At 55.3% G+C, this 24,406-nt stretch carries 23 protein-coding genes; 12 read left to right on the top strand and 11 right to left on the bottom strand.

The window, feature by feature from the left end:
* The first annotated feature begins 33 nt into the window (after positions 1-33).
* Positions 34-258, top strand: coding sequence for a hypothetical protein (locus CRO19_RS20820; RefSeq protein WP_097097746.1), 225 nt, complete (start codon positions 34-36; stop codon positions 256-258).
* On the opposite strand, the gene CRO19_RS20825 is transcribed toward CRO19_RS20820, so the two are convergent.
* From CRO19_RS20825 to CRO19_RS20835, 3 genes are read right to left on the bottom strand one after another with little or no spacing between them, the layout of a single operon-like run.
* Positions 255-1,568 carry an MmgE/PrpD family protein gene (locus CRO19_RS20825; RefSeq protein WP_097097747.1) on the bottom strand — a complete coding sequence of 438 codons (1,314 nt, stop codon included), beginning with the start codon at positions 1,566-1,568 and terminating at the stop codon, positions 255-257. The two genes, CRO19_RS20820 and CRO19_RS20825, sit on opposite strands and share 4 nt — an antisense overlap.
* Positions 1,568-2,719 carry an amidohydrolase gene (locus CRO19_RS20830; protein WP_097097748.1) on the bottom strand — a complete coding sequence of 384 codons (1,152 nt, stop codon included), beginning with the start codon at positions 2,717-2,719 and terminating at the stop codon, positions 1,568-1,570. The genes CRO19_RS20825 and CRO19_RS20830 overlap by 1 nt, the downstream gene beginning before the upstream one ends.
* Complete coding sequence (locus CRO19_RS20835) at positions 2,716-3,261, bottom strand: GNAT family N-acetyltransferase (RefSeq protein WP_097097749.1); 546 nt, start codon at positions 3,259-3,261, stop codon at positions 2,716-2,718. Before CRO19_RS20835 ends, CRO19_RS20830 begins: the two co-directional genes overlap by 4 nt.
* Positions 3,262-3,589: 328 nt before the next feature.
* On the opposite strand from CRO19_RS20835, the gene CRO19_RS20840 reads away from it, so the two are divergent.
* From CRO19_RS20840 to CRO19_RS20850, 3 genes are read left to right on the top strand one after another with little or no spacing between them, the layout of a single operon-like run.
* The gene (locus CRO19_RS20840) at positions 3,590-4,660 is read left to right on the top strand and encodes an iron-containing alcohol dehydrogenase family protein (protein ID WP_097097750.1); all 1,071 of its coding nucleotides are present in this window, start codon (positions 3,590-3,592) and stop codon (positions 4,658-4,660) included.
* Positions 4,661-4,691: 31 nt separating this feature from the next.
* The gene (locus CRO19_RS20845) at positions 4,692-5,993 is read left to right on the top strand and encodes an LLM class flavin-dependent oxidoreductase (RefSeq protein ID WP_097097751.1); all 1,302 of its coding nucleotides are present in this window, start codon (positions 4,692-4,694) and stop codon (positions 5,991-5,993) included.
* Positions 5,994-6,010: 17 nt separating this feature from the next.
* On the top strand, positions 6,011-7,210 hold the full coding sequence (locus CRO19_RS20850) for an aminotransferase class I/II-fold pyridoxal phosphate-dependent enzyme (protein ID WP_097097752.1): 1,200 nt from the start codon (positions 6,011-6,013) through the stop codon (positions 7,208-7,210).
* A 110-nt stretch (positions 7,211-7,320) separates the two neighbouring features.
* Here the strand turns inward: CRO19_RS20850 and CRO19_RS20855 are convergent, their stop codons facing one another.
* Positions 7,321-7,722: an H-NS family histone-like protein gene (locus tag CRO19_RS20855; RefSeq protein WP_097097753.1), complete on the bottom strand. Its 402-nt coding sequence runs from the start codon at positions 7,720-7,722 to the stop codon at positions 7,321-7,323.
* A gap of 591 nt (positions 7,723-8,313) precedes the next feature.
* Here CRO19_RS20855 and fhuE point away from each other — a divergent pair.
* On the top strand, positions 8,314-10,518 hold the full coding sequence (gene fhuE / locus CRO19_RS20860; protein WP_097097754.1) for a ferric-rhodotorulic acid/ferric-coprogen receptor FhuE: 2,205 nt from the start codon (positions 8,314-8,316) through the stop codon (positions 10,516-10,518).
* Positions 10,519-10,680: 162 nt separating this feature from the next.
* Here the strand turns inward: fhuE and CRO19_RS20865 are convergent, their stop codons facing one another.
* From CRO19_RS20865 to CRO19_RS20890, 6 genes are all read right to left on the bottom strand, one after another.
* Positions 10,681-11,799 carry a M20 family metallopeptidase gene (locus CRO19_RS20865; protein WP_097097755.1) on the bottom strand — a complete coding sequence of 373 codons (1,119 nt, stop codon included), beginning with the start codon at positions 11,797-11,799 and terminating at the stop codon, positions 10,681-10,683.
* Positions 11,799-12,554, bottom strand: coding sequence for a glutamine amidotransferase (locus CRO19_RS20870; RefSeq protein ID WP_097097756.1), 756 nt, complete (start codon positions 12,552-12,554; stop codon positions 11,799-11,801). Before CRO19_RS20870 ends, CRO19_RS20865 begins: the two co-directional genes overlap by 1 nt.
* A gap of 14 nt (positions 12,555-12,568) precedes the next feature.
* Positions 12,569-13,648: a phosphotriesterase family protein gene (locus tag CRO19_RS20875; protein ID WP_097097757.1), complete on the bottom strand. Its 1,080-nt coding sequence runs from the start codon at positions 13,646-13,648 to the stop codon at positions 12,569-12,571.
* Between the two features lie 3 nt (positions 13,649-13,651).
* Positions 13,652-14,653: an ABC transporter permease gene (locus CRO19_RS20880; protein WP_176519246.1), complete on the bottom strand. Its 1,002-nt coding sequence runs from the start codon at positions 14,651-14,653 to the stop codon at positions 13,652-13,654.
* An 18-nt stretch (positions 14,654-14,671) separates the two neighbouring features.
* Positions 14,672-15,418 carry an ATP-binding cassette domain-containing protein gene (locus tag CRO19_RS20885; protein ID WP_176519248.1) on the bottom strand — a complete coding sequence of 249 codons (747 nt, stop codon included), beginning with the start codon at positions 15,416-15,418 and terminating at the stop codon, positions 14,672-14,674.
* Positions 15,419-15,787: 369 nt separating this feature from the next.
* The gene (locus CRO19_RS20890; protein WP_097097760.1) at positions 15,788-16,816 is read right to left on the bottom strand and encodes a substrate-binding domain-containing protein; all 1,029 of its coding nucleotides are present in this window, start codon (positions 16,814-16,816) and stop codon (positions 15,788-15,790) included.
* A 571-nt stretch (positions 16,817-17,387) separates the two neighbouring features.
* On the opposite strand from CRO19_RS20890, the gene CRO19_RS20895 reads away from it, so the two are divergent.
* Positions 17,388-18,338 (top strand): ABC transporter substrate-binding protein, encoded by a 951-nt coding sequence (locus tag CRO19_RS20895; RefSeq protein WP_097097761.1) that lies wholly within the window; start codon positions 17,388-17,390, stop codon positions 18,336-18,338.
* A gap of 4 nt (positions 18,339-18,342) precedes the next feature.
* Here the strand turns inward: CRO19_RS20895 and CRO19_RS20900 are convergent, their stop codons facing one another.
* The gene (locus tag CRO19_RS20900; protein ID WP_097097762.1) at positions 18,343-19,212 is read right to left on the bottom strand and encodes a PfkB family carbohydrate kinase; all 870 of its coding nucleotides are present in this window, start codon (positions 19,210-19,212) and stop codon (positions 18,343-18,345) included.
* Positions 19,213-19,240: 28 nt separating this feature from the next.
* Between CRO19_RS20900 and CRO19_RS20905 the strand changes: the two genes are divergently transcribed.
* The 6 genes from CRO19_RS20905 to CRO19_RS20930 are packed head-to-tail and all read left to right on the top strand — an operon-like array spanning position 19,241 to position 24,404.
* Positions 19,241-20,086, top strand: a complete 846-nt coding sequence (locus tag CRO19_RS20905; RefSeq protein ID WP_097097763.1) for a BtpA/SgcQ family protein — start codon at positions 19,241-19,243, stop codon at positions 20,084-20,086.
* Complete coding sequence (locus CRO19_RS20910) at positions 20,086-20,745, top strand: TenA family protein (RefSeq protein ID WP_097097764.1); 660 nt, start codon at positions 20,086-20,088, stop codon at positions 20,743-20,745. The genes CRO19_RS20905 and CRO19_RS20910 overlap by 1 nt, the downstream gene beginning before the upstream one ends.
* Positions 20,742-21,509: an ATP-binding cassette domain-containing protein gene (locus CRO19_RS20915; RefSeq protein ID WP_097097765.1), complete on the top strand. Its 768-nt coding sequence runs from the start codon at positions 20,742-20,744 to the stop codon at positions 21,507-21,509. Before CRO19_RS20910 ends, CRO19_RS20915 begins: the two co-directional genes overlap by 4 nt.
* Before the next feature lie 29 nt (positions 21,510-21,538).
* Positions 21,539-22,510 (top strand): autoinducer 2 ABC transporter substrate-binding protein, encoded by a 972-nt coding sequence (locus CRO19_RS20920; RefSeq protein ID WP_097097766.1) that lies wholly within the window; start codon positions 21,539-21,541, stop codon positions 22,508-22,510.
* A gap of 11 nt (positions 22,511-22,521) precedes the next feature.
* The gene (locus CRO19_RS20925; protein WP_097097767.1) at positions 22,522-23,463 is read left to right on the top strand and encodes an ABC transporter permease; all 942 of its coding nucleotides are present in this window, start codon (positions 22,522-22,524) and stop codon (positions 23,461-23,463) included.
* Entirely contained in the window at positions 23,460-24,404 is a 945-nt protein-coding gene (locus tag CRO19_RS20930) for an ABC transporter permease (protein WP_097097768.1), read from the top strand. Before CRO19_RS20925 ends, CRO19_RS20930 begins: the two co-directional genes overlap by 4 nt.
* The last annotated feature ends 2 nt before the right edge of the window (positions 24,405-24,406 follow it).

The raw sequence follows: 24,406 nt of genomic DNA on the forward strand, positions 1-24,406 counted from the left end.
CATTTTATTTTTAACAGGTAAGGGAGAGGTATTATGGTCAACGACTATTTCACACAGCCAGCGCAAGGCGTCACGGTAGAACAGCATAAGCGCACCGTGGCAGTTGCGGCAGCGTTAGCCGTGGCTAAAGAGTCGGTGAGCGCGTCTACTGCGGCCAGTGGTTCAAAGGCATCATGGGATTTGCAAGCCGTAGCGAACGAAATCGCTAATCTTGCTGATGCCATTCAGGATGCGTTAGAGCCTGTTGAAACGCTCTAAAGTAGTAGCTGTGTTAAGGCGGTTAGTTCCGCCGTGCTGCGCAAGTTGCTGCTCTCAAACAACCGCTGCTGGCGTTGCGGCGTTTCCTTCAGCAGCGCCGCACGCAGCTTCCCGGCGACATCAACCGTATCAGCTAGCGATTGCTGGCGTGTGCGGCGATGCTGCAACTGCGTGCCATCGCGCAACGTCAACGTCACCACATGAAAACGCAGCGCCGGATTAATCGCATCCGGCGGCGCGCTTTCATCCGGCGTACGCCGCACTTTGGACGCCAGTGGCATCACGGCGTGATTCAGATCGCCTTCGGCGAAATCCTCCAAACGCAAATCGTTGTACATCAGCATCGCCGCAATCACATATTCCAGGCTGAACCGTGCTTCAATGCCGTTGGTTGGCACACGTACCGAGGCGGCAATATCGCCACCCGGCGGAAAAGCGACGCTGATATCGCAGATATTTTCTAGCAGTGAATCCAGTGATTTTCCGCTTGCCAGCCACGCCTGGCGTAGGATGCGCGTGGCTTCGGCGGCACTGTGCGTACCGGCGCAGGTGGGAAAAGGCTTGAACTCCAGCCCCGGCGTCACGATGCGCCACGGTTGCGCCCAGTTTTCAATTAATTTTTCTGGCCGCGCCTGACCATTGCTGGTGGCGGTAATAAAGGCTTCGATTACGCCGCCTTGTCTGCCATCAAACCCAGCCAGCGTCAGCTGTGCGGCAGTCACTGCGCGTTCTGCGGCGAAACCTGCATGCAATGGTTTTACCGCCGATCCAAACTGCGCACGTAAACCGCTGGCCTGCGTAGCCGCAATGCCAAGCAGCGTTGCGGTTGTCGACGTATCCAAATGCAGTAGCCGGGCGAGCGCGGCGGCGGCGGCAAGGGTGCCCAGCGTCGCAGTGTTGTGATGGCCCAATGCATAATGCTGTTGGCTTACGGCAACGCCTAGACGACCCGCAACTTCCACGCCTATCGCGTAGGCATCAAGAAAATCGTTCAGTTCAGCAGGCTGTTGCTGTTGCCAGGCGAAGAGCGCGGGCAGAATTACCACGCTGGGATGCCCACGAAAATCGGCATGGAAATCATCGTAATCCAGCGCATGGCTGGCATAACCGAGTAGCAGCGCGTGGGAGCGCGTGCCGCCGTCGCCGTAAACGCGGCGCAGCGCCGGTAAACCGCTATCAGGTACCTGACCTTGCAATACCGGCCAGCTGACGGCGAGAAAATCACGCACGCCGTTGCGCGCCGCATCGCGTGCAGCGTCATCCGGTTGGCTGTTAACAATGCGCTCAGCCAGCGCGGCAGTCAGATTCATCAGCTGGCACGCTCCAGGCTACGCAATGCCGCGACGGCAAGGTTAGCGAGATAGCGTGCAGTGGGCAGCAGCACATCATCATTAATACGAAACGCCGGGTGATGCAGGGCATAGGGCTCACCGGTGCCAATCATCATGAAGGCGCCGGGCAGCTGCTGCTGGTAAAAAGCAAAGTCTTCGCCGATCGGGCTGGCTTCCACCACGCGCGCCTCAAATCCGCTTGCGCTGGCCTGCTGCAGGGCGAAGTCGGCCCAATGTGCATCATTCACCACCGATGGCGGACCCGCATGCCAGTTGAAGGTCACATCAGCAGCAAAGGCCGCGCCGATACCCAGCACAATTTCCCGGAAGCGCTGCTCCAGCCGTTCGCGTGTCTCCTGTGAGAAGGAGCGCACCGTGCCTTCCAGCCAGGCGCTATCAGGAATAACATTCCAGGTGCTGCCGCTGTGAATCTGCGTTATCGACACCACTGCGTTATCACCCGATGGCGCATTGCGGCTGATAAGCGTTTGCGCCGCTGAAACGATTTGTGCTGCGATAACAATCGGATCGTTACCTTGATGGGGTTTAGCCGCGTGGCTACCGATGCCGGTAATGCTGATATCAAAACGGTCGACTGCTGCTGTCAACGGACCGGCTTTACTGCCGATCACGCCCGGTGGCAGTGAAGGATCGTTATGGATGCCGAAAATAGCCACCGCGTCGTTCAGCGCACCGGTGGCAATCACATCGGGCGCGCCCTGGCCGGTTTCTTCGGCGGCCTGGAATAAAATGCGCACGCGGCCCGGCAAGGTATCTTCCTGTTGTTTCAGTAAGATAGCCGCCCCAAGCGCCGCCGAGCTATGGAAATCGTGGCCACAGGCGTGCATCACGCCGGGACGCTCAGAGCGAAATGTCACATCAGATTGCTCCTCAATCGGCAACGCATCGATATCGGAACGTAACACCATCAGCGGGCCTTGTTCGGGGCCAATTTCGGCCACTAAGCCGGTTTTGAGCGGCAGATCCAGTACGCGAATACGGTACTTTTCCAGCTGCTGCCGAATGCGTGCGGTGGTTTCAAACTCTTCATTAGAAAGTTCGGGAAAACGGTGCAGTTCATGGCGGAAAGCGATCAGCTGTTCGCCTAATGTGTCGAGTTGTTGGCTCATGGTTTCATTCCTTGTTGAGCGGCCAGACGCGTTAACCACGCATCATGGGCGGCTTCATCCAGTACTTTTTTCATATATTGAGTAATGTGACCTTTGCCGAGATCGGTGGTGTGCATCAGCTGAAAACCGCGCTTTTGGTACATGTCGATCAGCCACGGATGGCTGGTTGCGGTGCCGAGCGAAACGGCAGGGGCGCGTAATTTGCCGCGCAGGATCTCTTGCTCGAGACGATCTTGTACCTGTCGCCCATATTGCAGGCCGGGATAATCGGGATGCGCGCCAAACCAGCCAATGTGCGGCAGGCCAAACGGGCCGGGAAGCGGGCCCCACGGATAGCGCACGGTGACCGACGAGACCATGACATCATCAGCATACAGCGCATAAACGCCGTGGCTTTGCAGGTGACGCAGCGTTTTAGCGCGATCGGCGGTGGCGGCATCAAACTTGATGCCCAGCGCCAGCGTCGGCGCATAAGCGGCATGCATCAGGGCCTGATAAGTTTCCACCTCGTCTTCTCTAACCTGACGAAATATAAGTGACATAGATATCCCCGGATAAACCGCCAGCTGGCGGAGAAAAGCAAAGAATGCGCGTTTTTATTGGGTCGCCATAAATGGCGACCTTACAGGCGGCTATTTTGCAAACCAATGGAAAGCGATCAGATTACCAGCAAAGCCAAGCTGCGCTATATGTGAAAACTAACTAAGCTAATGCGAATTTGTGAAAATGAAATCGCCCGTTTTGCATTGCTTAAATCGTTATTTACCGTAGTATGCAGAAAATACATAGCGCTATAACTATTCTTTATTAACCCTCTGAATTATCTTAATTTTAATTCGTTATAGCCTTATTCTTAATCAGGGTGAAGCCGTGTTAGCAATCAAATCTCCGCGTGCTTATGCACATGAATCCGGTTTGCGCGCGCGCACCGGAGAATTTATAAAACCTTACGCCTCACATATCCGTATTTTTACTTCTCCCCGCGCCTGGCAGGCGGTCAATCCCGCATTAACACAAAGTCTCGCAGCCGAAGGTATTCGCTGGGAAATAGAGTATCTGCCGGGTGAATGCACCGATGCCGCCATTGAAACGCTGAAGCATAATGTGGAAAGCCAGGGCGCTGAGCTGCTGTTGGCAGTCGGCGGCGGGCGTGTACTGGATGCGGCCAAGGCCGTTGGTAGCCAACTGCCCGACCTAAAATTGATCAATTTCGCTACCGTGGCCGCCACCTGCGCCGCGTGGTCGCCGGTAGCGATTATTTACAATGAGCAGGGCGGACATGTGCGCAGCCAGCCGCTGGGTAAAATGCCGGATCTGGTGCTGGTGGATAGCGAAGTGATTGCCCGTAGCGATGTGCGTTATCTGAAAGCGGGTATCGTTGATGCGCTGGCGAAGTACTACGAGTTCTACCCTTATCAGCGTAACAATCCCCACGATCTGGCACTGGATCTCAAAGTGATGACCGCGCGGCGCGCACTGGATCGCTACCGTGAGCTGGGTGCCGCAGCGGTGGCAGCAAATGCGCAGCAGCAGGTGACGCCTGAGCTGGTGCAAATCATCGACGCCAATATTGTTCTGGCGGGGCTGGCGAACAGCGTGCGTGACGTGTTGCCAACGCCGGGATTCGCTCACGCAATCCATAATCGCCTGACCCATCAACCGGACCTACACGCGTGGCTGCACGGGGAGAAAGTGGGCTTCAGCCTGCTGGTGCAATCGTTAATTGAGCATGACGGGGTGCCGGACAGCGAACTGCTGACGCTGCTGCGTCAATACGATATGCCTTTAACGCTTGCGCCATTAACCGGCGATCGCGCGGCCATCATCCGCACTATCGCTGAACAGATCAAATTCCCGGCGGCCAGCGCCGAACGCCTGCCGTTCCGCATCACTGCCGATGCGCTGGAGCAGGCGCTGCTGGCGACCGAGAACGCCTTTTAAACGCCTCACTTTTATTTACCAGGACAAATTCATGGCTACTTCACAACAACAACGCCACATCCGCTTAGGTCTTTTTGTTCAACCGGTCGGACAACACGTCAGCGGCTGGCGTTTGACGGAAAAGCTCGGCGATCCTACCGACATTGACTGGCTCATCACCCTCGCGAAAAAGGCCGAAGCCGGTAAATTCGATCTGTTCTTCGTCGGCGATGCGCTGGCAACCAGCATGTATCGTTTGCCTTCAACCATGGCGCGTCTGGAACCGCTGACCATGCTTTCGGCGCTGGCAGTAAATACCAAGCGCATTGGCCTGGCGGCAACGGCGTCCACCACCTTCAGCGATCCGTTCACCATGGCGCGCAGCTTCTCTTCGCTGGACCATATCAGCCGCGGGCGCGCAGCCTGGAACGTGGTCACCTCGTTCTCTACCGATGTGGCGCGTAACTTTAGCCGCAGCGATATGCCGAACCATGCTGAGCGCTATGCGCGCGCACGTGAATTCCTTGAAGTGGCGGAAAAACTGTGGGCCGGCTGGGAAGAGGGTGCTGTGCAGCCCAATAAGGAGACGGGCAGCTACTTTGTAGATGAGAAAATTCAGCCGATTAATCACCAGGGAGAACATTTCCAGGTGCAAGGCCCGCTGAATATCACCCGTTCACCGCAAGGTCGTCCGGTGATCATTGAAGCGGGTTCGTCTGCGGATGGTCAGAAACTGGCTGCTGAAACGGCAGAAGTGATCTTCACCGCGTCGGCCAGTCTGGAAGAGGCACAAACCTTCTATCGCTCGCAGAAGGATCAGGTGATTGCAGCCGGTCGTAATCCCGACCACGTAGTGATCATGCCGGGTGTCATGCCGATTGTTGGCCGCACGCGAGAAGAAGCTAAAGCGCTGTGGAAAGAACTCAATACGCTGGTGGATATCGAAAATGGTCTGCGTCAGCTGTCGCTGCGTTTCAGCATGGATCTCAGCCAGTTCCCGCTGGATGGTCCGGTGCCGGAAGTGCCGCTGGGTGAAGGTAATCAGAGTCGCGTCAAATTGATGACGGACATGGCGAAGCGTGAAAATCTGACCCTGCGCGAGCTGGCTGCGGTGGCAGCAGGATCACGCGGACATCGTGTAATTGTCGGTACCGCAGAAGACATCGCCGATGATTTCGAGTTGTGGCTGAAAGAGGGCGGTGCCGATGGCTTCAATATCATGCCGGCCATTATGTCCGAGCAGCTCGACCTGTTCGTCGAATTGGTGATCCCGGAACTGCGCCGTCGCGGTCTGTTCCGCGAGGATTACGCGTTCGCCACGCTGCGCGAAAACCTCGGTTTGCCGGCGGTTTAACCCTTCAGGAGCAACACATGGTCACCTTATCGAAGCGTGTGCAGTCCGTGTCGCTCTCGGCTAATGCGGCGGCGCGGCAACTGACGCGCCAGCTGAAAGAGCAGGGCGTGGATATTCTCGATCTCACCACCGGTGAGCCCGATTTCGATACGCCGTCGCACATTCGTCAGGCGGCGGTGGCGGCGATGGAAGCGGGTGAAACCCGCTACACGCCCACCAACGGCACTGCACCGCTGCGCAAGGCGGTGCAGGCCAAATTACACAATGAAAATCGGCTCGATTATGAACTGGGACAGATTTGCATCGCCAACGGCGCCAAGCAGATCATCTTCAACGCTTTTGCCGCCACGCTGAATGAAGGCGATGAGGTGATTGTGCCGGTGCCCTATTGGCCGACCTTTCCAGATAGCGTGCGGTTCAACGGCGGCGAAGCGGTTCTCTTAACCTGCCCGCTCGAGCAGCATTACAAACTGCAGCCGCAGCAGCTGGCACAGGCGATCACGACGAAAACTCGCTGGCTGGTACTTAACAATCCGGGCAATCCATCAGGCATGGCCTACAGCGCCGAAGAATTGACCGCGTTGGCGACGGTACTGCGCGATCATCCCGATGTGTTGATCATGCTGGATGAGCTTTACGAGCATATTCTGTTCGATGGTCGTGAACATGTTAGTTTGATGCACGTGGCGCCCGATTTAGTTGATCGCATTCTGCTGGTAGGCGGTGCGTCCAAAACCTACGCCATGACCGGCTGGCGCATTGGCTTCGGCGCGGGCCCTAAAGCGTTGATTGATGCCATGGTGGTCGTTCAGTCGCAAAACAGTTCTGGCGCGAGCGCCATCAGCCAGGCCGCTGCGGCGGCGGCATTCAATGGCGGGCTGGATTTCCTTACGCCGCAACGTGAAGCTTATCAGGATCGTCGTGATGCGATAATGGCGTTACTCAAACCGCTGGCAGAGATTGAAGTATTAAATCCGGACGGTGCGTTCTTTATCTTCTGTCGCTGCGCCGGTTTGCTCGGCAAAACACGTCCAGATGGTCAGAAGATTGAGAGCGAGCAGGATGTGCTGAATTATCTGCTGGAAAGCGGCGTGTCCGGCGTAGCGGGCAGCGCTTACGGTTTATCACCGTATTTCCGTTTGTCGATTGCCACCGATATTGACACGGTGCGTGAAGCGGGGCGGAGAATTGCGCACGCTTGCGCCGTTCTGAAATAGGTCCATGTTCATCGCGCGGGTGTTAAATAGCAGCGCTCTATTATAAGAGCGCAAAAAGTCGCACCGCTCCGGAGAAACAATAGGTGGACAATGACGTCCACCTAATTAATTCAGATTAGAAAATCATCCAGCGAACCGCCCGCATCAAGGGCTGCTTTAATCGGCGATGGCGTGCGGCCCTGGCCGGTCCACAGCTTTTCCTTACCCTGTTCGTCGATAAATTTATACTTCGCGGGACGCGGCGCACGTTTAGCTTTCGCTTTCGTTGCCTGCGGGGTTAATTGCGCAAGGTCATTAATATCGATGCCATCCTTTAGCAACATCTCTTTATACTGCGCCAGTTTCTGTTCTTTTTCGCGCTGTGCGGCATTCTCTGCGGCGACTTCTTCGCGGCGCTCTGCCACTACCACGGAAAGTTTTTCCAGTACTTCATCTAATACGGCAATATCAATATCACGCGCCTGAGCACGTAGCGTACGAATATTGTTCAACGCAATAAGTGCATCGCTCATGAATAAATCCTTATTATTGGTCTAAGAGGTATGAATCAGGTATTCTACGAGACTTTAAACCAAATTAAAATAATTTCATGCAGGCAGAATTGTCCGGAAAATAAGATAGCATCAGAAATGTCTTTATATTTTTCATTATTTAGCAAGGTTATTGTATTTATTATCGCCGAAATGTATCAGCCTAAGAATAATAGAGGGGCGTTTACTTCGCATTTTACGGCGCTCTACGAACAGCACGTTGCTTGTCAGCCAAGGCGGCTGTGTTTATTGCTACGCCACTAACCGTTCTGGTACGGCCATTCATTCCTGTGCTTCCCGCCGGTTGGGCATCCAGAAACTGTTCTTTTTCACGGAGTTGCTGATAACGCTAACGGAATGATTCCGGAAAGTAACCTACCTCAATTATTACTCGTTGACGCATAAGGCTTTTATCTAAGTGTAAAAGTGTCAGTTAACCGGTAACAATTTCTTGCATTGCAAACCTTAATGCGTATATTTCTCATTTGCTTTCTTAACGGCATCCTTACTGTTCTTCGTTCCGCAGACGCTGCGATGCCGAAAAAAATAACGATAAGTTGATTGAGGAATCGTATGTCTTTCGAAGATTTGCGCGTCAGGAAACCCGGCAGTGTGCCTCAGCGTGCGCTGCGTCTCTCTTTACTGGCTATGTTGATTGCGTCGGGTATCGCGCAAGCAGCGGAATCCACCCCTCCCGAACAGACTCTGAACGTTGATGCCAGCGCCAGCGCGGATCAGCAAGAGCAGGCCGCCAAAGATTACAGCGTTCCCGTGACGCGTGCCGGTACCAAAATGGCGCTGACCGCGCGCGATATTCCGCAATCGGTTTCGATTGTTAGCAAGCAGCGGATGGAAGATCAGCAGCTGCAATCGCTGAATGATGTGTTGTCGAATACCACCGGCATTCACGGCGTCTCGAGTGATATGGATCGCACCAACTACTATTCGCGCGGTTTTATGATCGACAACTACATGGTCGATGGCATCCCAACCGCCTTCGCTTCGCGCTGGAATCTGGGCGATGCGCAGAGCGATATGGCGCTGTATGAACGCGTTGAAGTGGTTCGCGGCGCCACAGGTTTGCTAACCGGACCGGGCAATCCCTCCGCTTCAATCAACATGGTGCGCAAGCACGCCGATAGCAAAGCGTTCACCGGCAGTGTTTCTGCCAGCTACGGCAGCTGGAATAAGCAGCGTTACGTTGCGGACCTCTCTGCGCCGCTGTCGCCAGAAGGTAACGTGCGTGGACGCCTGGTGACGGGCTATGAAGACAAAAACAGCTTTATCGAACGCTATGGCGCAGACAAGAAGTTCGTCTATGGCGTAGTCGATGCCGATCTGACCGATGCCACGAAATTGTCGGTAGGCTATGAGTTCAGCCAGGTGAATACCGATTCGCCAATGTGGGGTGGTTCACCCCGCTGGTATACCGACGGCTCGCAGGTGAAACTGCGCCGTGGTTATAACACCGCGCCGGATTGGGCTTATAACAATAAAGAAAACAATAAAGTCTTTATTAACCTGCAGCAAAACTTTGATAACGGCTGGAACATCACGCTTAACGGCACGCATAACCAGATGACTCTGGATAGTAAGCAACTGTATATCGATAGCTATATCAATAAAGACACCGGCGTTGCCGTCAATCAGTATCCTGCCTCTTATGCTTATGACGCCGTCGGCGGTACTGGCTACAACACCGGTAAACGTAAAGTGGATGCGGTGGATGCCTTTGCCAGCGGCCCATATGAGATGTTTGGCCGTCAGCATGAGTTGATGCTGGGCATCAATTACAGCCGTCAGGATAATAAGTACTACAGTGCCTGGACCAACATTTCACCGGCGCAACTGGGTAATTTCTACGATTACAACGGTAACTTCCCGGAGTCTGACTGGAATCCACGCGAACCCGCTTCGGATACCCAACTGGTGCGCCAGAAGTCTGCTTATCTGGCAACCCGCATTTCGCTGGCCGATCCGCTACATGTGATCCTGGGCGCGCGTTATACCAACTGGAATCGTCAGACGCTGACGGAAGAGATGGAGAAGAACAACATCACGCCATATGGCGGCGTGATTTGGGACTTCTACGATAATTGGTCAGCGTATGCCAGCTACACTTCGGTGTTCCAGCCGCAGGATTACCAGGATTCTTCAGGCGGATTCCTGGCGCCAGTGATTGGTAAAAACTACGAAGCGGGGGTGAAGTCGGATTGGTTTAACAGTCGCCTGACCACCTCAATTTCGGTATTCCGCACCGAACTGGATAACGTCGGTGAAGCCACAGGACAAACCAACCCTGAAACCGGTAATGCGATCTATGTAGGTAAAAGTGGCGTGGTGAGCCGTGGCGTTGAGTTCGAGGTGAACGGCGCGGTGACGGATAACTGGCAGATGACCTTCGGCGGAACCAGCTATGTGGCGGAAGATCGTGAGGGCGAAAATTACAATTCGCAGCTGCCGCGCACGTCATTCAATCTCTTCACCAGCTATCGCTTGCCGATGCTAGAGGCGCTGACGGTCGGTGGTGGTGTGACCTGGCAATCGAAGACTTACAGCGATCTTGCCGGTCCGGAAGGCAACGGCACCTGGCGTGCTCGCCAAGGCAGCTATTCGCTGGTGGATCTGTTCGCGCGCTACGACGTGACCAAAAACGTTTCGCTGCAAGCGAACATCAACAACCTGTTCGACAAAGAGTACGACAACAACGTCGGCAACGGCGGGATTGTTTACGGTGAGCCGCGTAACGTCTCGGTATCCGCGACCTATCGTTTCTGAGGAAAATGCTGGGTGCGCAGGATTGTGCACCCAGCAATCCCGCAGGTCGCCATCAATGGCGACCCTACGTTAATAGTGCGGGGCTTTCGTAGGGTGCGCATTGATGCGCACCTGTATAAATAGGTTAAGTGAGCGACATTCCGCCATTCATGGCGACCGCTTCTATACCTTCATCCAATCCGCAATAATCTGCCCATATAACTGCTCGGCTTCCCCCAGCTTACTCAACGAACAATACTCATCGGTCTGGTGCGCCATCGTCGGTTCGCCCGGGCCTAATATAATACATGGCGGATTACCCAGCGCGGGCAGCAGCAGCGAGGCATCGGTAAAGTAGGGCACAACGCGCGCGGCTAACGGCTGCGTGAAAAGCGCCTGGCAGCGACGATAGACCGATTGGATCCACTGATTCTCTTCGGAACTCAATACGGCAGGCAGATCGACCAGGGTGGTGATCTGCACCTCTTCTCCGAGCATCGCCGCTAACCGCTGGCGAATTGTTGCGTGTTGCAAATTCGGCGCGCTGCGAATATCAACATCAAATGCCGTGCGATCCGGCACCGAGTTAATGTTTAAACCGCCCTGAATCCGTCCCACATTCAGCGTGGGCTGCTTCATCAACGGATGCGGTGCGCCGGGAGAAAAGCGGCGGATTTTGCCTAACGCATCAGCCGCGAGGTAAATAGCGTTGATTCCCAGTTCCGGCATCGCGCCATGGGCGGTTTTTCCGCGCGTCTCGCAGCGAAGCCACAGTGCACCTTTATGCCCAATCACCGGATAATTGGCTGTCGGTTCGCCGACGATTAGGGCCCCAATTTCCGGCAACGTGCCGGCATCAATTAGCGACTGTGCGCCTTCACAGCCCGTTTCTTCACCGCCGGTGATCAGCAGAACCACGCCGCGCCCGGTACGAATCGCCGTTTGCTGCTGGAGGCAGGCGAAAGCAAAAGCCGCTATCGCCGCTTTCATATCACTCGAACCGCGTCCATAAAGCCGATCGGCCACGATATCCGAGCCAAAAGGATCGTGTTGCCAGGGTTGATTGCCGAGCGGCACGGTATCCAGATGGCCGGTAAACGCCAGCGGTTTGCCGGGCGATGCGCCGTGAAGATGCGCAATCAGATTGCTGCGGCCAGCACCAAAAGACGACAAGTTAACCGCAAAACCTCGCTCGCTCAGCCAATCGGCCAAAAACTGCATGCACGCCGCTTCATTACCGGGCGGATTGATCGTATCGAAACCGAGCAAATGTTGGGTAAGGGCGAGCGAAGCGGGAGGCATCAGGCGCGCTCCGTTAGCCAGTCGAAGCAGTTAATCCACAGCTGGCGATAGCCGGGCCATTGCGTAAACTCTTGCGGTAGCCAGTGTGCCGACATATCGCTGGTCCACACCAGCGATCGCCCTTTTTCATATTCCCGCACCGCTAATAATGGATGCGCGGTGCCAGCAACGGTCGCCAGCAGCGTACCTTCAGGCTGCATCTCCACTTCGTTGTATCCCAGCATCCACGGCCATTCGCCGGAAATATTGTTGAATACCGCATGCGGCTGCGTCATCTCCAGCGTCGATCCTTCGGGCGTTTCAACACGATCATCCCAGGCGAGACAGCGCACCGGCAGGACTTTTTCCACCAGCGTATGGCGGAAGCGCGCACCGCCATTGATACCCTGAAAACTGAAGTAACCACCAATCATCATCAGGCTGCCGCCCGCCGCCACGTAATCGTGGATCAGCGATAAGCGGTTGGCGGTGCGACGGCTTTTTAGCCAGGTATCGGGATGCAGCAGCAGCGTATTGGCACCAATATCCGAAAGAATAATCACATCCCACTGCTGCAATCCTTCCAGCGTGAGTGGGAAATCGGTGGCCGCAGCGTGTGCCGGCATGTGCGTGACGGCGTAATCGCTCTCCTTTAACGCCGCGATAAAATCGCTGGCGCCGGTATGCCAGGTGGCGGTGGAGAATTGGTCAAAGCCTTTAATGTGGTTCGAGGTGCTGGTCCAGGATTCGCCCACCAGCAAGACTTGTTTCTGCATGATAATTTTCCCTTTCACCCGCCAAATACGCGCTGCGGGTTAGCAATCAATAAGGTTTCGAGTTGTTCGCCGCTGACGCCGTGACGTTTCAGGCGCGGGACAAAATGTTTGAGGATGTAGCCATAACCGTGGCCGCCAAAGCGCGTTAGCATGGTTTTCAGGAACACATCCTGCGACAGCAAAATTTGCTGGAGGTAGCCGTCATCGATCAATTCGCAGATGGCGCGCGCGTTCTCTTCATCGGAAGGTGATTGCGCCGATTCATCGGCGTAGTAATAGCTCATGCCGATCATGTCGTATTCAAGGAACACCCCGCGATCGGCCAGTTCACGCTGATAGCGTTTATCGGCAAAGCTAGGATTCATATGGCACAGCACGGTGTGACGCAGATCGGCGCCTTCCTGCTGCAAGATATCCAGCACCTTATGGCCTAAACGTTCCCAACCCGGCAGATGCACCTGAATCGGCACGCCGGTTGCCGCACTGGCGCGTCCCGCCGCGCGCAACGATTTCTCTTCATCGGCGGTAAAGTGGCTGGAGATACCGATTTCACCGATCAGTCCGGCAATCACCTCCGGTTTTTCCGCTGCGCCACCGAGATCAAAGATCAATTTTTCGCTAAGCTGCTCCACGCTGATACTTTTCACCCATGCGGGATGCGAGGGCTCGAGGTAAAGTCCAGTGCCCATCACTATGTTGAGACCGGTCAAGCGGGCGATACGCTGTAAGCCCTTCGGGTCGCGGCCAATGCCGATATTGGTTGGATCAATAATGGTTTCACCCCCCAACGCGCGGTACTTCATCAACTCTTCAATCGCCAGGTCGACGTCAAACAGTTGGCAGTTATCGCGGCTCATCAGCGGGTTCATGGCCAGTTCGCCGAGGTTCTCGATCTTGACTGGCATCTCGGCAATATGACGATCGCTGCAACAGCAGGGCGGCACCCATTTGCCGGAAGCGTCCAGCAGAATGTGTTCGTGCATCAAGGTCACGCCCATCTCAGCCAGCGGTAGCGGTCCTAAAACCGTCATCACGTAGCCACTTGTAACGCCAAGCGGTAACGGATCGGCATGACGGAAAATCGATCCTTTCATGGGCTATCCTTTTGCCGGCGCGCGGGCGGGGTTGAGAATGCGGGTATTCAGCCAGATAGCGAGCAGAATGATGGTGCCGGTGGCGATTTGCGTATAGAACGGCGAGATGTGCGACAGAATCAGTCCGTTCTGGATGATGGCAATCGACAGCGCGCCCAGCAGCGTGCCGATAACGGTGCCAAAGCCGCCAAACAGGCTGGTGCTGCCCAGCACTACGGCAGCAATCACCTGCAGTTCAAAGCCTTCACCCTGATTGGATGAGCCGCTGCCGAGACGCGCGGTAATGATCATCCCCGCCAGCGCCGCTGCCATGCCGCTAATGATATAGACCTTCATGGTCACCGCTTTGGTGTTGATACCGCTGCGACGTGCACCTTCCGCATTGGCGCCAATCGCCGTAACGTAGCGGCCAAAACGCATATGGTTCAGCACAATATGCCCGGCAAACAGGACTACGATGCCAATCAGCGCGGGCATCGGAACGCCAAGCACCCAGGCGCGCCCCATAAAGGTAAACAAGCTGTCGGCCGGCACCGGAATGGAATAACCTTGCGTGACCAGCAATGCCACTCCGCGCACTACCGCCAGCGTGGCCAGGGTGACGATAAACGCCGGAATTCCCTCAAAGGCGATAAAGAAGCCATTGATGGCGCCAACTAATCCGCCCAGCAGCAATCCACCGATCAGCACCACTGGCCAGGATAAGCCCCAGTTGTTAAGCGCGATAGCGGAAAGCGCGCCAACCAGCGCCAGCGTCGAACCCACCGACAAATCAATGCCGCCGGTAGTGATCACCAACGTCATTGCGGTTGCAACGATCAGCAGCGGAGCACTTTGCCGAATGATATTCAGCCAGTTAGTGCTGGTGAGAAAGTTGCTGGTGATCAGCGAAAACACCACGCAGCAAAAGATGAAAAACAGCGCAATGCTCACCACGCCCGAATGGTTATGCAGCAGGCGACGCGGTAGCGAATGCTGAATCATGCGCGAACTGCTTAAATTCATGATGCTCATCCCATTACCTCAGTGTGCAGCCGCCGAATGAGCGGTAAATTTCTCACCCACGATCAAATTAACGATATCGCTCAGGCTGGTATCCGCTACGCGGCGATCCGCTACGTTGGTGCCTTCGTACATCACCATAATGCGGTCGCACACCAAGAACAGATCCTGCAAACGATGGGTGATGAGGATGACGCTAACCCCGCGCGCAGAGACGCGCCGTATCAGCTCCAGCACCGCTTCCACTTCCGCTACGGCTAACGCAGCGGTCGGCTCATCCATGATCAGCACTTTCGGATCGAAGGCGGCGGCGCGGGCAATAGCAATCGCCTGCCGTTGGCCGCCGGATAAATTGCGCACCAGCAAACGCGTATCGGGAATCGAAATACCCAAACCTTTCAGCATATCGCGTGCTTCGGCATGCATTTTGGCCTGATCGAGAAAAGGGATGCCGAGCACCGATTTCATTGGCTCGCGGCCCATAAACAGATTACCGGCGACATCCACCGTGTCGCACAGCGATAAATCCTGGTAGACCATCTCAATGTGACAACGGCGCGAATCCGCCGGATTGGTGAAGTGCTGCTGCTCACCGTCGATGCGAATGGCACCGCTGGTGGGCACCACCGCACCGGAGAGCACTTTGGTCAGGGTTGATTTGCCCGCACCGTTATCGCCCACCAATCCCAGCACTTCCCCTGGCGCCAGCTGCAAATTCACGCCGCGCAGGGATCGTATCGAACCGTAAGTTTTGGTGATGTTAATCATTTCTACCCGTGCCGGGGTAGCGTGTGGCTGCTGCATCTGATCACTCCCATTGCGGTTACCGGGACAATTGTTAGTCAGCGGGAAAGGTCGGATCTGGCGCGGTTTACATGCTAGTAAACCGGTTTACCTGCCGGATACAACATAACCTGATACGTGCTGGCTCTGGATACAACGATATTTGTTTGCCGGGAGGAATATTGCAGTTTCTGTGCCAGGTTATAATTTAGCCAGTATTGTGAAGGCAAAAATATCGTTAATTCAATAGGCTAAATGTGCGTAGCGAGGTAAACCGGTTTACTAAAAGGCAATACGCTGGTGATTTTTGATCATCTTTTGCGCCAAAGTTGTGCAATTTTGCGCCATTTTGGTTCAGGGGCAGCAGAGCTGGATCGAATCGCGTCCAACCCATTCGACCGGCAAGCGAGTTTCCAATGGAATATTGGCTTCGTTGTTGAGCAGGCGCAGCATGATATCTACTGCGGTATAACCCAGTTCCCGGGCGGGTTGGCGAATGGTGGAGATGCGCGGCTGCGTCAGGTCGGTGTAGTTGGCGTCATCAAAGCCAACCAGTGAAAGTGCAGCGGGGGCCTGAAGGCCGCTGGCACGTAAGCCATCCAGCAAGCCCAGCACCAGATAATCACTGGCGGCAAACACGGCGGAGGGGCGTTGAGACTGGCTGAACAGCTGCTGCAAAGCCTGCTGACCAAACTCACGTTCGTAGTTACCGTACATGACCCATTCGTCGGGTACCGACAAACCGGCCTGCTTCATCGCGGTGCAGAAGCCGAGATAACGTTCGCGCACGCTCATCAGCTGTTCCGGACCGCCAATAAAGGCGATATGACGATGTCCCGCAGCGATCAGCTGTTCAGTCGCGATACGCCCGCCTTGCACGTTGTCAGCAAATACTTTTGGTACGCTGCTGCCGGGAATATCTTCATCGAGTAATACTATATGCTGATGACGCTGCATCTCTTTACGCAGCAAGCCGTTATCTGGACGGTTGGTGGTAAACAGCAGGCCATCGACCTGGCGTGTGTCCAGCCAGCGAATGAACTGCGCCTCTTTGTCGGGATTGTTGCGGGTGATGCAGAGTACCAAACTGTAACCGCGCGCTGATGCCGCCTCTTCTGCCGCGTCGGCCAGTTCAGCGAAGAAGGAGTTGGTGATATCGGGCAGCACTAAACCCAGGGTTTCGCTGCCGCCTTTGCTCAGGCGTCGCGCCAGGCTGTTGCCGCGATAATCGAGCTGGTGAATGGCAGCTTCAATGCGGTCAATCGTCTCCTGCGGCAACACAATGCTGTGATTCAGATAGCGAGAGACCGTGGCCTTGGAGAGCCCTGCTAATTTCGCCACGTCAGATAACAACACGCGTTTTGTACTCATGTTCCTCGCCATAGTGATTTATCGGTCGCCATGAATGGCGGCTCTACAAAACGTGCCGATCAATCGTAAGGTCGCCATTTCTCGGTCGCCATGAATGGCGACCCTACAAAACGTGCCGATTAATCGTAGGGTCGCCATTTCTCGGTCGCCATGAATGGCGACCCTACAAAACGTGCCGATCAATCGTAGGGTCGCCATTTATGGCGACCTCACAATAACGCGCGGAGTCGCAAGAGGATGCGTTTTTATCCACACCAATATCTGTAACACACTTAAGCGCGGCTGATACAGCGCTTTCCTTTGCCCACTGGCGCATAAATAAACACTTGACAAAAAAAGTCACTCAGCGAATTGTATGCACAGTTTACCGCAGTACCGGGAATCCATTCCCAAACTGACTTTCGTTATTTCATCAGGTATTCCTAGCGGATGGGTTGCCGAAAAAACGTAAGCAGGGCGTTTTAAAAACACTGCACCTGCGCAGTGTGAACAGCATATCCATCGATATTTGCCCGCCAAAAATAATCTCAGTGTCTTAACGCTGGGAAACGCTGATTATTATTTATTCCCGACGAGGAACACCATGATGTTATCTTTCACCGGAAAACTGCGTTCATTGGTTTTGGCTACAGGCTTAATTTCTGCGGGTTCCCTTTTTTCCCTGGCGCAAGCCGCACCAACTTATGCCTTAGTGCAAATTAATCAGCAGGCATTATTCTTTAATCTGATGAATCAGGGCGCGCAAGAAGCCGCTAAAGCCAGTGGTAAAGATCTGGTTATTTTCAATGCCACCGATAATCCGGTTGCGCAGAACGATGCAATTGAAAACTATATTCAGCAAGGTGTGAAAGGCATTCTGGTTGATGCTATTGACGTCAACGGAATTATGCCGGCGATTAAAGAAGCCGCTGCCGCGAACATTCCCGTAATTGCCATCGATGCGGTATTACCAGCGGGTCCACAAGCGTCACAGGTTGGCGTGGATAATCTGGAAGGCGGAAAAATACTCGGTAAATATTTTGTCGATTACGTGGCGAAAGAGATGGGTGGCAAGGCACGCCTGGGCATTGTCGGTGCCCTTAATTCGGCGATCCAGAACCAGCGTCAGAAAGGCTTTGAAGAGACCATCAAGAGCAATAGCAACATCACCGTTGCCGATGTGGTGGATGGTCAGAATATCCAGGACAACGCCATGACGGCAGCGGAAAACCTTATCACCGGCAATCCTGATTTAACGGCAATTTATGCCACCGGAGAACCGGCACTGCTGGGCGCGATTGCCGCCGTGGAAAACCAGGGACGGCAGAAAGCGATCAAAGTATTCGGATGGGATCTGACGGCCAAAGCCATCAGCGGTATTGATGGCGGTTACGTTACTGCTGTGCTGCAGCAGGATCCGAAAAAGATGGGCGAAGAGGCGCTGAAAGCCCTCAACACGCTGTCGGCAGGGAAAACGGTGAGTAAAACCATTCTGGTTCCAGCCACCGTGGTGACCAAAGCGAACGTCGATACTTATCGTCCGCTGTTCAAGTAACCGGTTACTCGCTGCGCGTAGCCAGCAGCGCGGCGAGTTCCTGTTGCGAAGGGAAAGCCGTCACGGTGCCGGTACGGCTCACGGTGATGGCGGCTGCCTGGCTGGCATGTTGTAAAGCAAGCCGATCGGGTTCCACGCCGCGCAGGAGCGCAGACGCCAGCAGCACGGCGAGGAAGGTATCGCCCGCACCGGTGCTGTCCACCGCCTGCGTCGGTGAGGCGGGGCAAAAGCTGCGTTGCGTGGCGGTGAAAAGCAGCGCACCGGCAGCGCCCTGAGTAACGATGAGGGTGCTGACGCCAGCCGGTTGCAATAAATCGGCTTCCAGCTGGTTCACAACGGCAATATCGACCAGCGGCCAAAGTTGCGCGAAGTCAGGATTGACCGGTGAGGGATTAAACACGGTTTTCATCCCTCTGGTTTTTGCCCAGCTGAACAGCGCGCGGGTTTTCTCTATGGAGAAATTGCCTTGCTGCAGCAAAATATCACCCGGAGCGGCATCGGCTAAATAGGGCAGAATCATCTCCACCGTTAAGGCATCGGCCGCTGCGGTGGTGGTAATAATGGCATTGTCACCATCGCTGCTGTTTAAAATAATTGAGGCGTCACTGTGAGGGGATGAATATTCAGTGGGAAAAAGTGTCACCGGTTCATGAGCGATATTCTCACGAATCCAGCGTCCATTGCTGTCGTCGCCTATTGCGGCAATTAAACGTGTATCGATACCGCAGCGTGAAATAACAATCGCCTGATTAGCGCCTTTGCCGCCAATATCCTGCGATGTTTTTACGCCATGGATAGACGCGCCCTTTTGAGGCAAATCGTTAATGGACCAGGTTTCATCAACAACAATATTACCTGCAACATAAATTCGCATAATGGTTCTCATTAATAAGGTGAAGAAGATGGCTTCTATATCAGCAGGAAAAAGTAGCGCAATACAAGATATTTTTTCCAGAAAGAAAGCAGTGATAGGTGTTATTCATTGCGAGGCTTTTCCGGGGGCGCCTAAATATCAAGGTAAGCCGCTCCCCGCTATTATTGAGCGTGCGCTGCGTGATGCCGAAAATTATATATCGGGTGGTGTACATGGTTTGATCGTAGAAAATCACGGTGATATTCCTTTTGCCAAACCAGAGGATATTGGTCCGGAAACCGCTGCCTTTATGGCGGTCATTACGGAAAAAATTCGCGAACGTTTTGGCGTGCCACTCGGTATTAATGTGCTGGCCAACGCCGCCATTCCTGCTTTTGCTACCGCTCTGGCGGGCGGCGCTGATTTTGTCCGTGTGAATCAGTGGGCTAATGCCTATATCGCCAATGAAGGATTTATTGAAGGCGCGGCGGCAAAAGCGCTGCGTTACCGCAGTCAGCTGCGGGCCGAACATATCCGCGTGTTTGCCGATAGCCATGTCAAACACGGCAGCCATGCGATTGTTGCCGACCGCTCCATTCAGGAGCTCACGCGGGACGTGGATTTCTTTGACGCGGATGCGGTGATCGCCACCGGGCAACGCACCGGCGACAGCGCCACGCTGGATGAAATCGACGAAATCCGTGCGGCTACCGAGCTGCCGCTGCTGGTTGGTTCCGGCGTAACACCCGTCAACATCTGCCAGATCCTTGAACGCACGCAGGGCGTAATCGTCGCCAGCACGCTGAAAGTGGATGGCGTGTGGTGGAATGAGGTTGAGCTTGCACGCGTCAAACACTTCATGTCCGTGGCGCAAGCGGCGCTGGAGGAGGCGTGATGAAAGGCTTCTCTGATGAGCTTTTGCAGCAGCATCAAACACTATGGCTGGCGATGCAACAGCATCAGTTTGTGCAGGATATCGAGCGCAATCAGCTGCCTGATGCCGTGTTTAATCGCTATCTGGTGTTTGAAGGCAACTTTGTCGCCACTGCCATCAATATCTTTGCGCTGGCAGTGAGTAAAGCGCCGGATATTCGCCAGCAGCGCTGGTTGATTGGCGTGTTAAATGCGCTGGTGGATACGCAAATTGCCTGGTTTGAAGCGGTGCTGGCGCGGCGCAACATCAATACGGCGGATTATCCGGATGATTTGCCCGGCGTGACGGCGTTTCGCGATGGCATGTTAAACGTCGCAAAGCAGGGCAGTTTTGCCGAGATCATCACGCTGATGTTTGGTGCCGAGTGGATGTATTACCACTGGTGCGCACGCGTCAGTGCCCAACCGCTGCTGGATGACGACATCCGTCGCTGGGTCGATATGCATGCTGAAGAGGAGTTTCATCAGCAGGCGCTGTGGCTGAAAGCCGAGCTGGATCGCTGTGCACAGGATCTTAGTGAGGCAGAAAAAAACCGCTTATCCATTCTCTACGGCCAGGTGCTGCAGTGGGAAATCGATTTCCACAGCGCCGCCTATCTCAGCGCTGGGGAGAGAAGATGACGACGTGTTTTATTGAGGCGCGCAATATCTGCAAACGCTTCGGTGCCTTAACGGCACTTAACCAGGTCAATCTCACCATTCATCGCGGCGAAGTGCTGGCGCTGCTCGGCGATAACGGCGCAGGGAAATCCACCTTTACCAAAGTGCTGTCGGGTGCTTATAGCGCCAGCGACGGCGAACTGTGGATTGACGGCCAGTCGGTGAAATTCACCTCGCCGCGCCAGGCTGCAGAACACGGCATCGCCACCATTTATCAGGAGCTGGCGCTGGCGGAGAACCTTAGCATTGCCGAGAACGTTTTCCTTGGCCGTGAGCTCAAGCGCCGCGTGCTGGGCATTCCTTTTCTACGCCGACGCGAGATGCGTGAGCAGGTCGATCAGCTGTTAAAGGATCTTGACGCGCATATCTCCGATGCCGAAGCGTCGGTCGGCAGTCTCTCCGGCGGACAGCGCCAGGCGGTGGCGATCTGCCGCGCGCTCAACCTCAACGCGCAGCTGGTGATTATGGATGAGCCAACTGCCGCGTTGGCCGTTGCAGAAACGCAAAAAGTATTACAGCTGACGCGGCGACTCGCGGCGCGCGGCTGCGCCGTGGTGCTGATCAGCCACAACATCAGTGATGTGTTCGCGGTGGCCGATCGCATGGTGGTGTTCCGCCGTGGACGAAAAATTGCCGAGCGGCGTCACGCCGAAACCTCACCCGATGAAATCGTTTCACTCATTACCGGCGCGCATCCCGATGCACGCGTGTTTGAGAATCAGTAATTGCTCTGCCATTAACCAGGGGAAATAAAATGCGTCGAATTGCTACTGCAGTCTGTTCTCTCTCATTACTGTTTTCAGGTTATTCCCTCGCCGCAGAAAAAGTGGCCTTTGTGCCACAGATTATCGGCATTCCCTATTTCCAGGCGATGGAAGCGGGCGGTAAACGCGCGGCCAGCGATCTGGGCGTCGAGTTTGTCTATAGCGGTCCGGTAGACACCAATCCAATGGATCAACTGCAGATCGTGCAGAACCTGATTGCGCAGAAGGTTAACGCGATCGGCATCAGCGTGCTGGATGCATCCAGCATTGCGCCGGTACTGGCGCAGGCGAAAGCGAATAATGTGCATTTGTTTACCAGCGACAGCGATGCCCCTGACAGCGGCCGTCCGGTATATGTCGCGCAGGCTACCGATCAGGGATTGGGCGAAACCATCATTGACGAGATGGTCAAACGCGTTGGCGAACGCGGCAAAATCGGCATCGTTTCCGGTGAAGCCACCGCATCTAATCTCAATAGCTGGATCGGCTTCATGCAGCAGCGGGTGAAAAGCAAATATCCCCACATTACTTTGCTTAAACCGCAATATGCCGGTGGCTCCGCCAGCCGCGCGGCACAGATCGCCACCGATTTAATGTCCGCCAATCCGGATCTTAAAGGCTTGATCGCCATGGCGTCGACCACTTGCCCTGGCGTCGCGCAGGCCATTGAAACCGCCGGTAAGAATGGCAAGGTGATCGGCAGCGGTTTTTGCAGCCCGAACACCGCGCGCGCCTATCTGAAAAGCGGTGCTTTTGGTTACACGGTGCTGTGGGATCCCGAGAAGCTTGGCTATCTGACGGTGTGGGCCGGTAAGCAGCTGATTGATGGCAAAGCCTTGAGCGCCGAAAACCGCGTGCCAGGTTTCGCCGAGCCGGTGAAGTTTGATAGCAAAACCGGCGTACTGCTGCTCGGTGCGCCGGCAGTATTTACCAAAGAGAATGTCGACCAGTTCAAATTCTAATGGGGATGCGCATGCACATGACTTCACGGGAGATCGCTTTACTGGCGATCGCCTTCCTCGCCATTGCCGGTTTCTCCTGGTTTTCTCCCTGGTTCGCGACGGTGGATAACCTGCTCACCATTCTGCGCAATAGCAGTGAACTGCTGTTGATCGCGCTAGGGATGACGCTAGTGATCGCCATGGGCGGCGTGGATGTGTCCGTCGGCGTGGTGATGGGCGTAGCGGCCTGGGGGGTTGGCCAGCTGCTGCTGACGAATTCGCCATGGCTGGCGGCGCTGGCGGGCCCGTTGCTCGGATTACTGCTGGGCTTGATGACCGCGCTGGTGGTAGTGATTGGTCGTATTCCAGCGATTGTTGGCACCCTCGGCTTGTTCGGCGTGTTGCGCACCGGGCTGTTTGCGCTGCTCGGCGGACAGTGGCTTTCCGGTTTGCCAGGCACGTTAACCGGCGGGTTAATGCATTCCCTGTTGGGCGTGCCGGTGATGGCCTGGATCATTGGGCTGGTGTGGGCCAGCGTGTGGCTGGTAGTGCGTCACACGCCGTACGGTTTGTGGCTGCTGGCGGCGGGCAACTCGGAGGAGAAAGCGCGGCTGGCGGGCATTCCGGTCACTCAGGTACGCATCGCCATCTTTATGATCAGCGGTTTGCTGTGCGGTATTGCCGCCACCTGCTATATCGCGACTTATCGCAACGTCGAGATGACGGTGGGCGGTAGCCTGGCGCTGGAAGCCATCGCCGCCGTGGTGCTAGGCGGCACGCGGATTACCGGGGGATCGTGCAGCTTGCTGGGGACGCTGCTTGGGGTGTTACTGCTGCGTATTCTGCAAAATGGCTTACTGCTGGTGGGCATTCCATCGCTGTGGCAAACGGTGGTGACCGGCGCGGTATTGCTCATCGTATTGAGTAGCGAAGCGGCCAGCAGTCGCGTATTTACCTTCAGGAGGCTTGCATGACGTTATGGCGTAAATCTCCTGACTTAACGCTGCTGATCGCGCTATGGCTGCTGCTGGCCATCGGTATTGTATTGCTGTTGCCACAGATGCTGGCGTCCTGGTCAATCACCTCGATCCTGCAATTCGCTACCTTGCTGTCGCTGGTCGCGCTGGGACAATCGTTAGTGGTGATGACCGGAGGCGGCGGCATCGATCTCTCAGTGGGCGGCAACGTTTCGCTTTCGGCGGTTCTCGGCATGCTGGCGCTCGATCAGGGCATCAATCCGGCATGGCTACCGCTGATCTGTCTGCTCACCGGCACGCTGGCGGGCGCCATCAACGGTTGGCTGATTGCGCGGCTGCGGCTCTGGCCGCTCATCGTCACGCTGGGCAGCTTCTACCTGTTTTCTGGGTTGGCACTGGCGCTGACCGGCGGTGCCGCTATCGCCGGGGTTCCCACGGCACTAACCCAGTGGGGACGCGGCGCACAATTCTTCATTCCATTACCGTTTCTCACCTGCGTGATACCGGCTTTCCTCATCGCCTGGCTGATTCTGAGTAAAAGCGCGTGGGGGAAATGGATTTACGCCTGTGGCTTCAATGAACACGCCACGCGGCTGGTGGGCATTCCGGTTGATCGCCTGCGTTTGCTCGCCTATTGCCTGAGCGGCCTGCTGGCGGGTTGCGCGGGGTTCGTCTCGCTCACCTGGTTAGGTAGCGCGCGCCCGGAAATTGGCGTCAATCTTGAACTCGAATCCCTTACCGCAGCACTGCTCGGCGGCGTGGCCATTTTTGGCGGACGCGGCAGCGTGGTCGGCGTATTGGCCGCCGCGCTGATGCTGGTAACTATTAAAACCTGCATGTTGCAGCTGGGTTTAAATAGCGTCTGGCAGCTGGGCGTGGTGGGTATGTTGTTGATTATCGTCTTGATGGCACAACGACTTTTTATTTATCGGAGATAACT

Source organism: Candidatus Pantoea floridensis, from assembly GCF_900215435.1.
GTDB classification, from domain to species: Bacteria; Pseudomonadota; Gammaproteobacteria; order Enterobacterales; family Enterobacteriaceae; genus Pantoea; species Pantoea floridensis.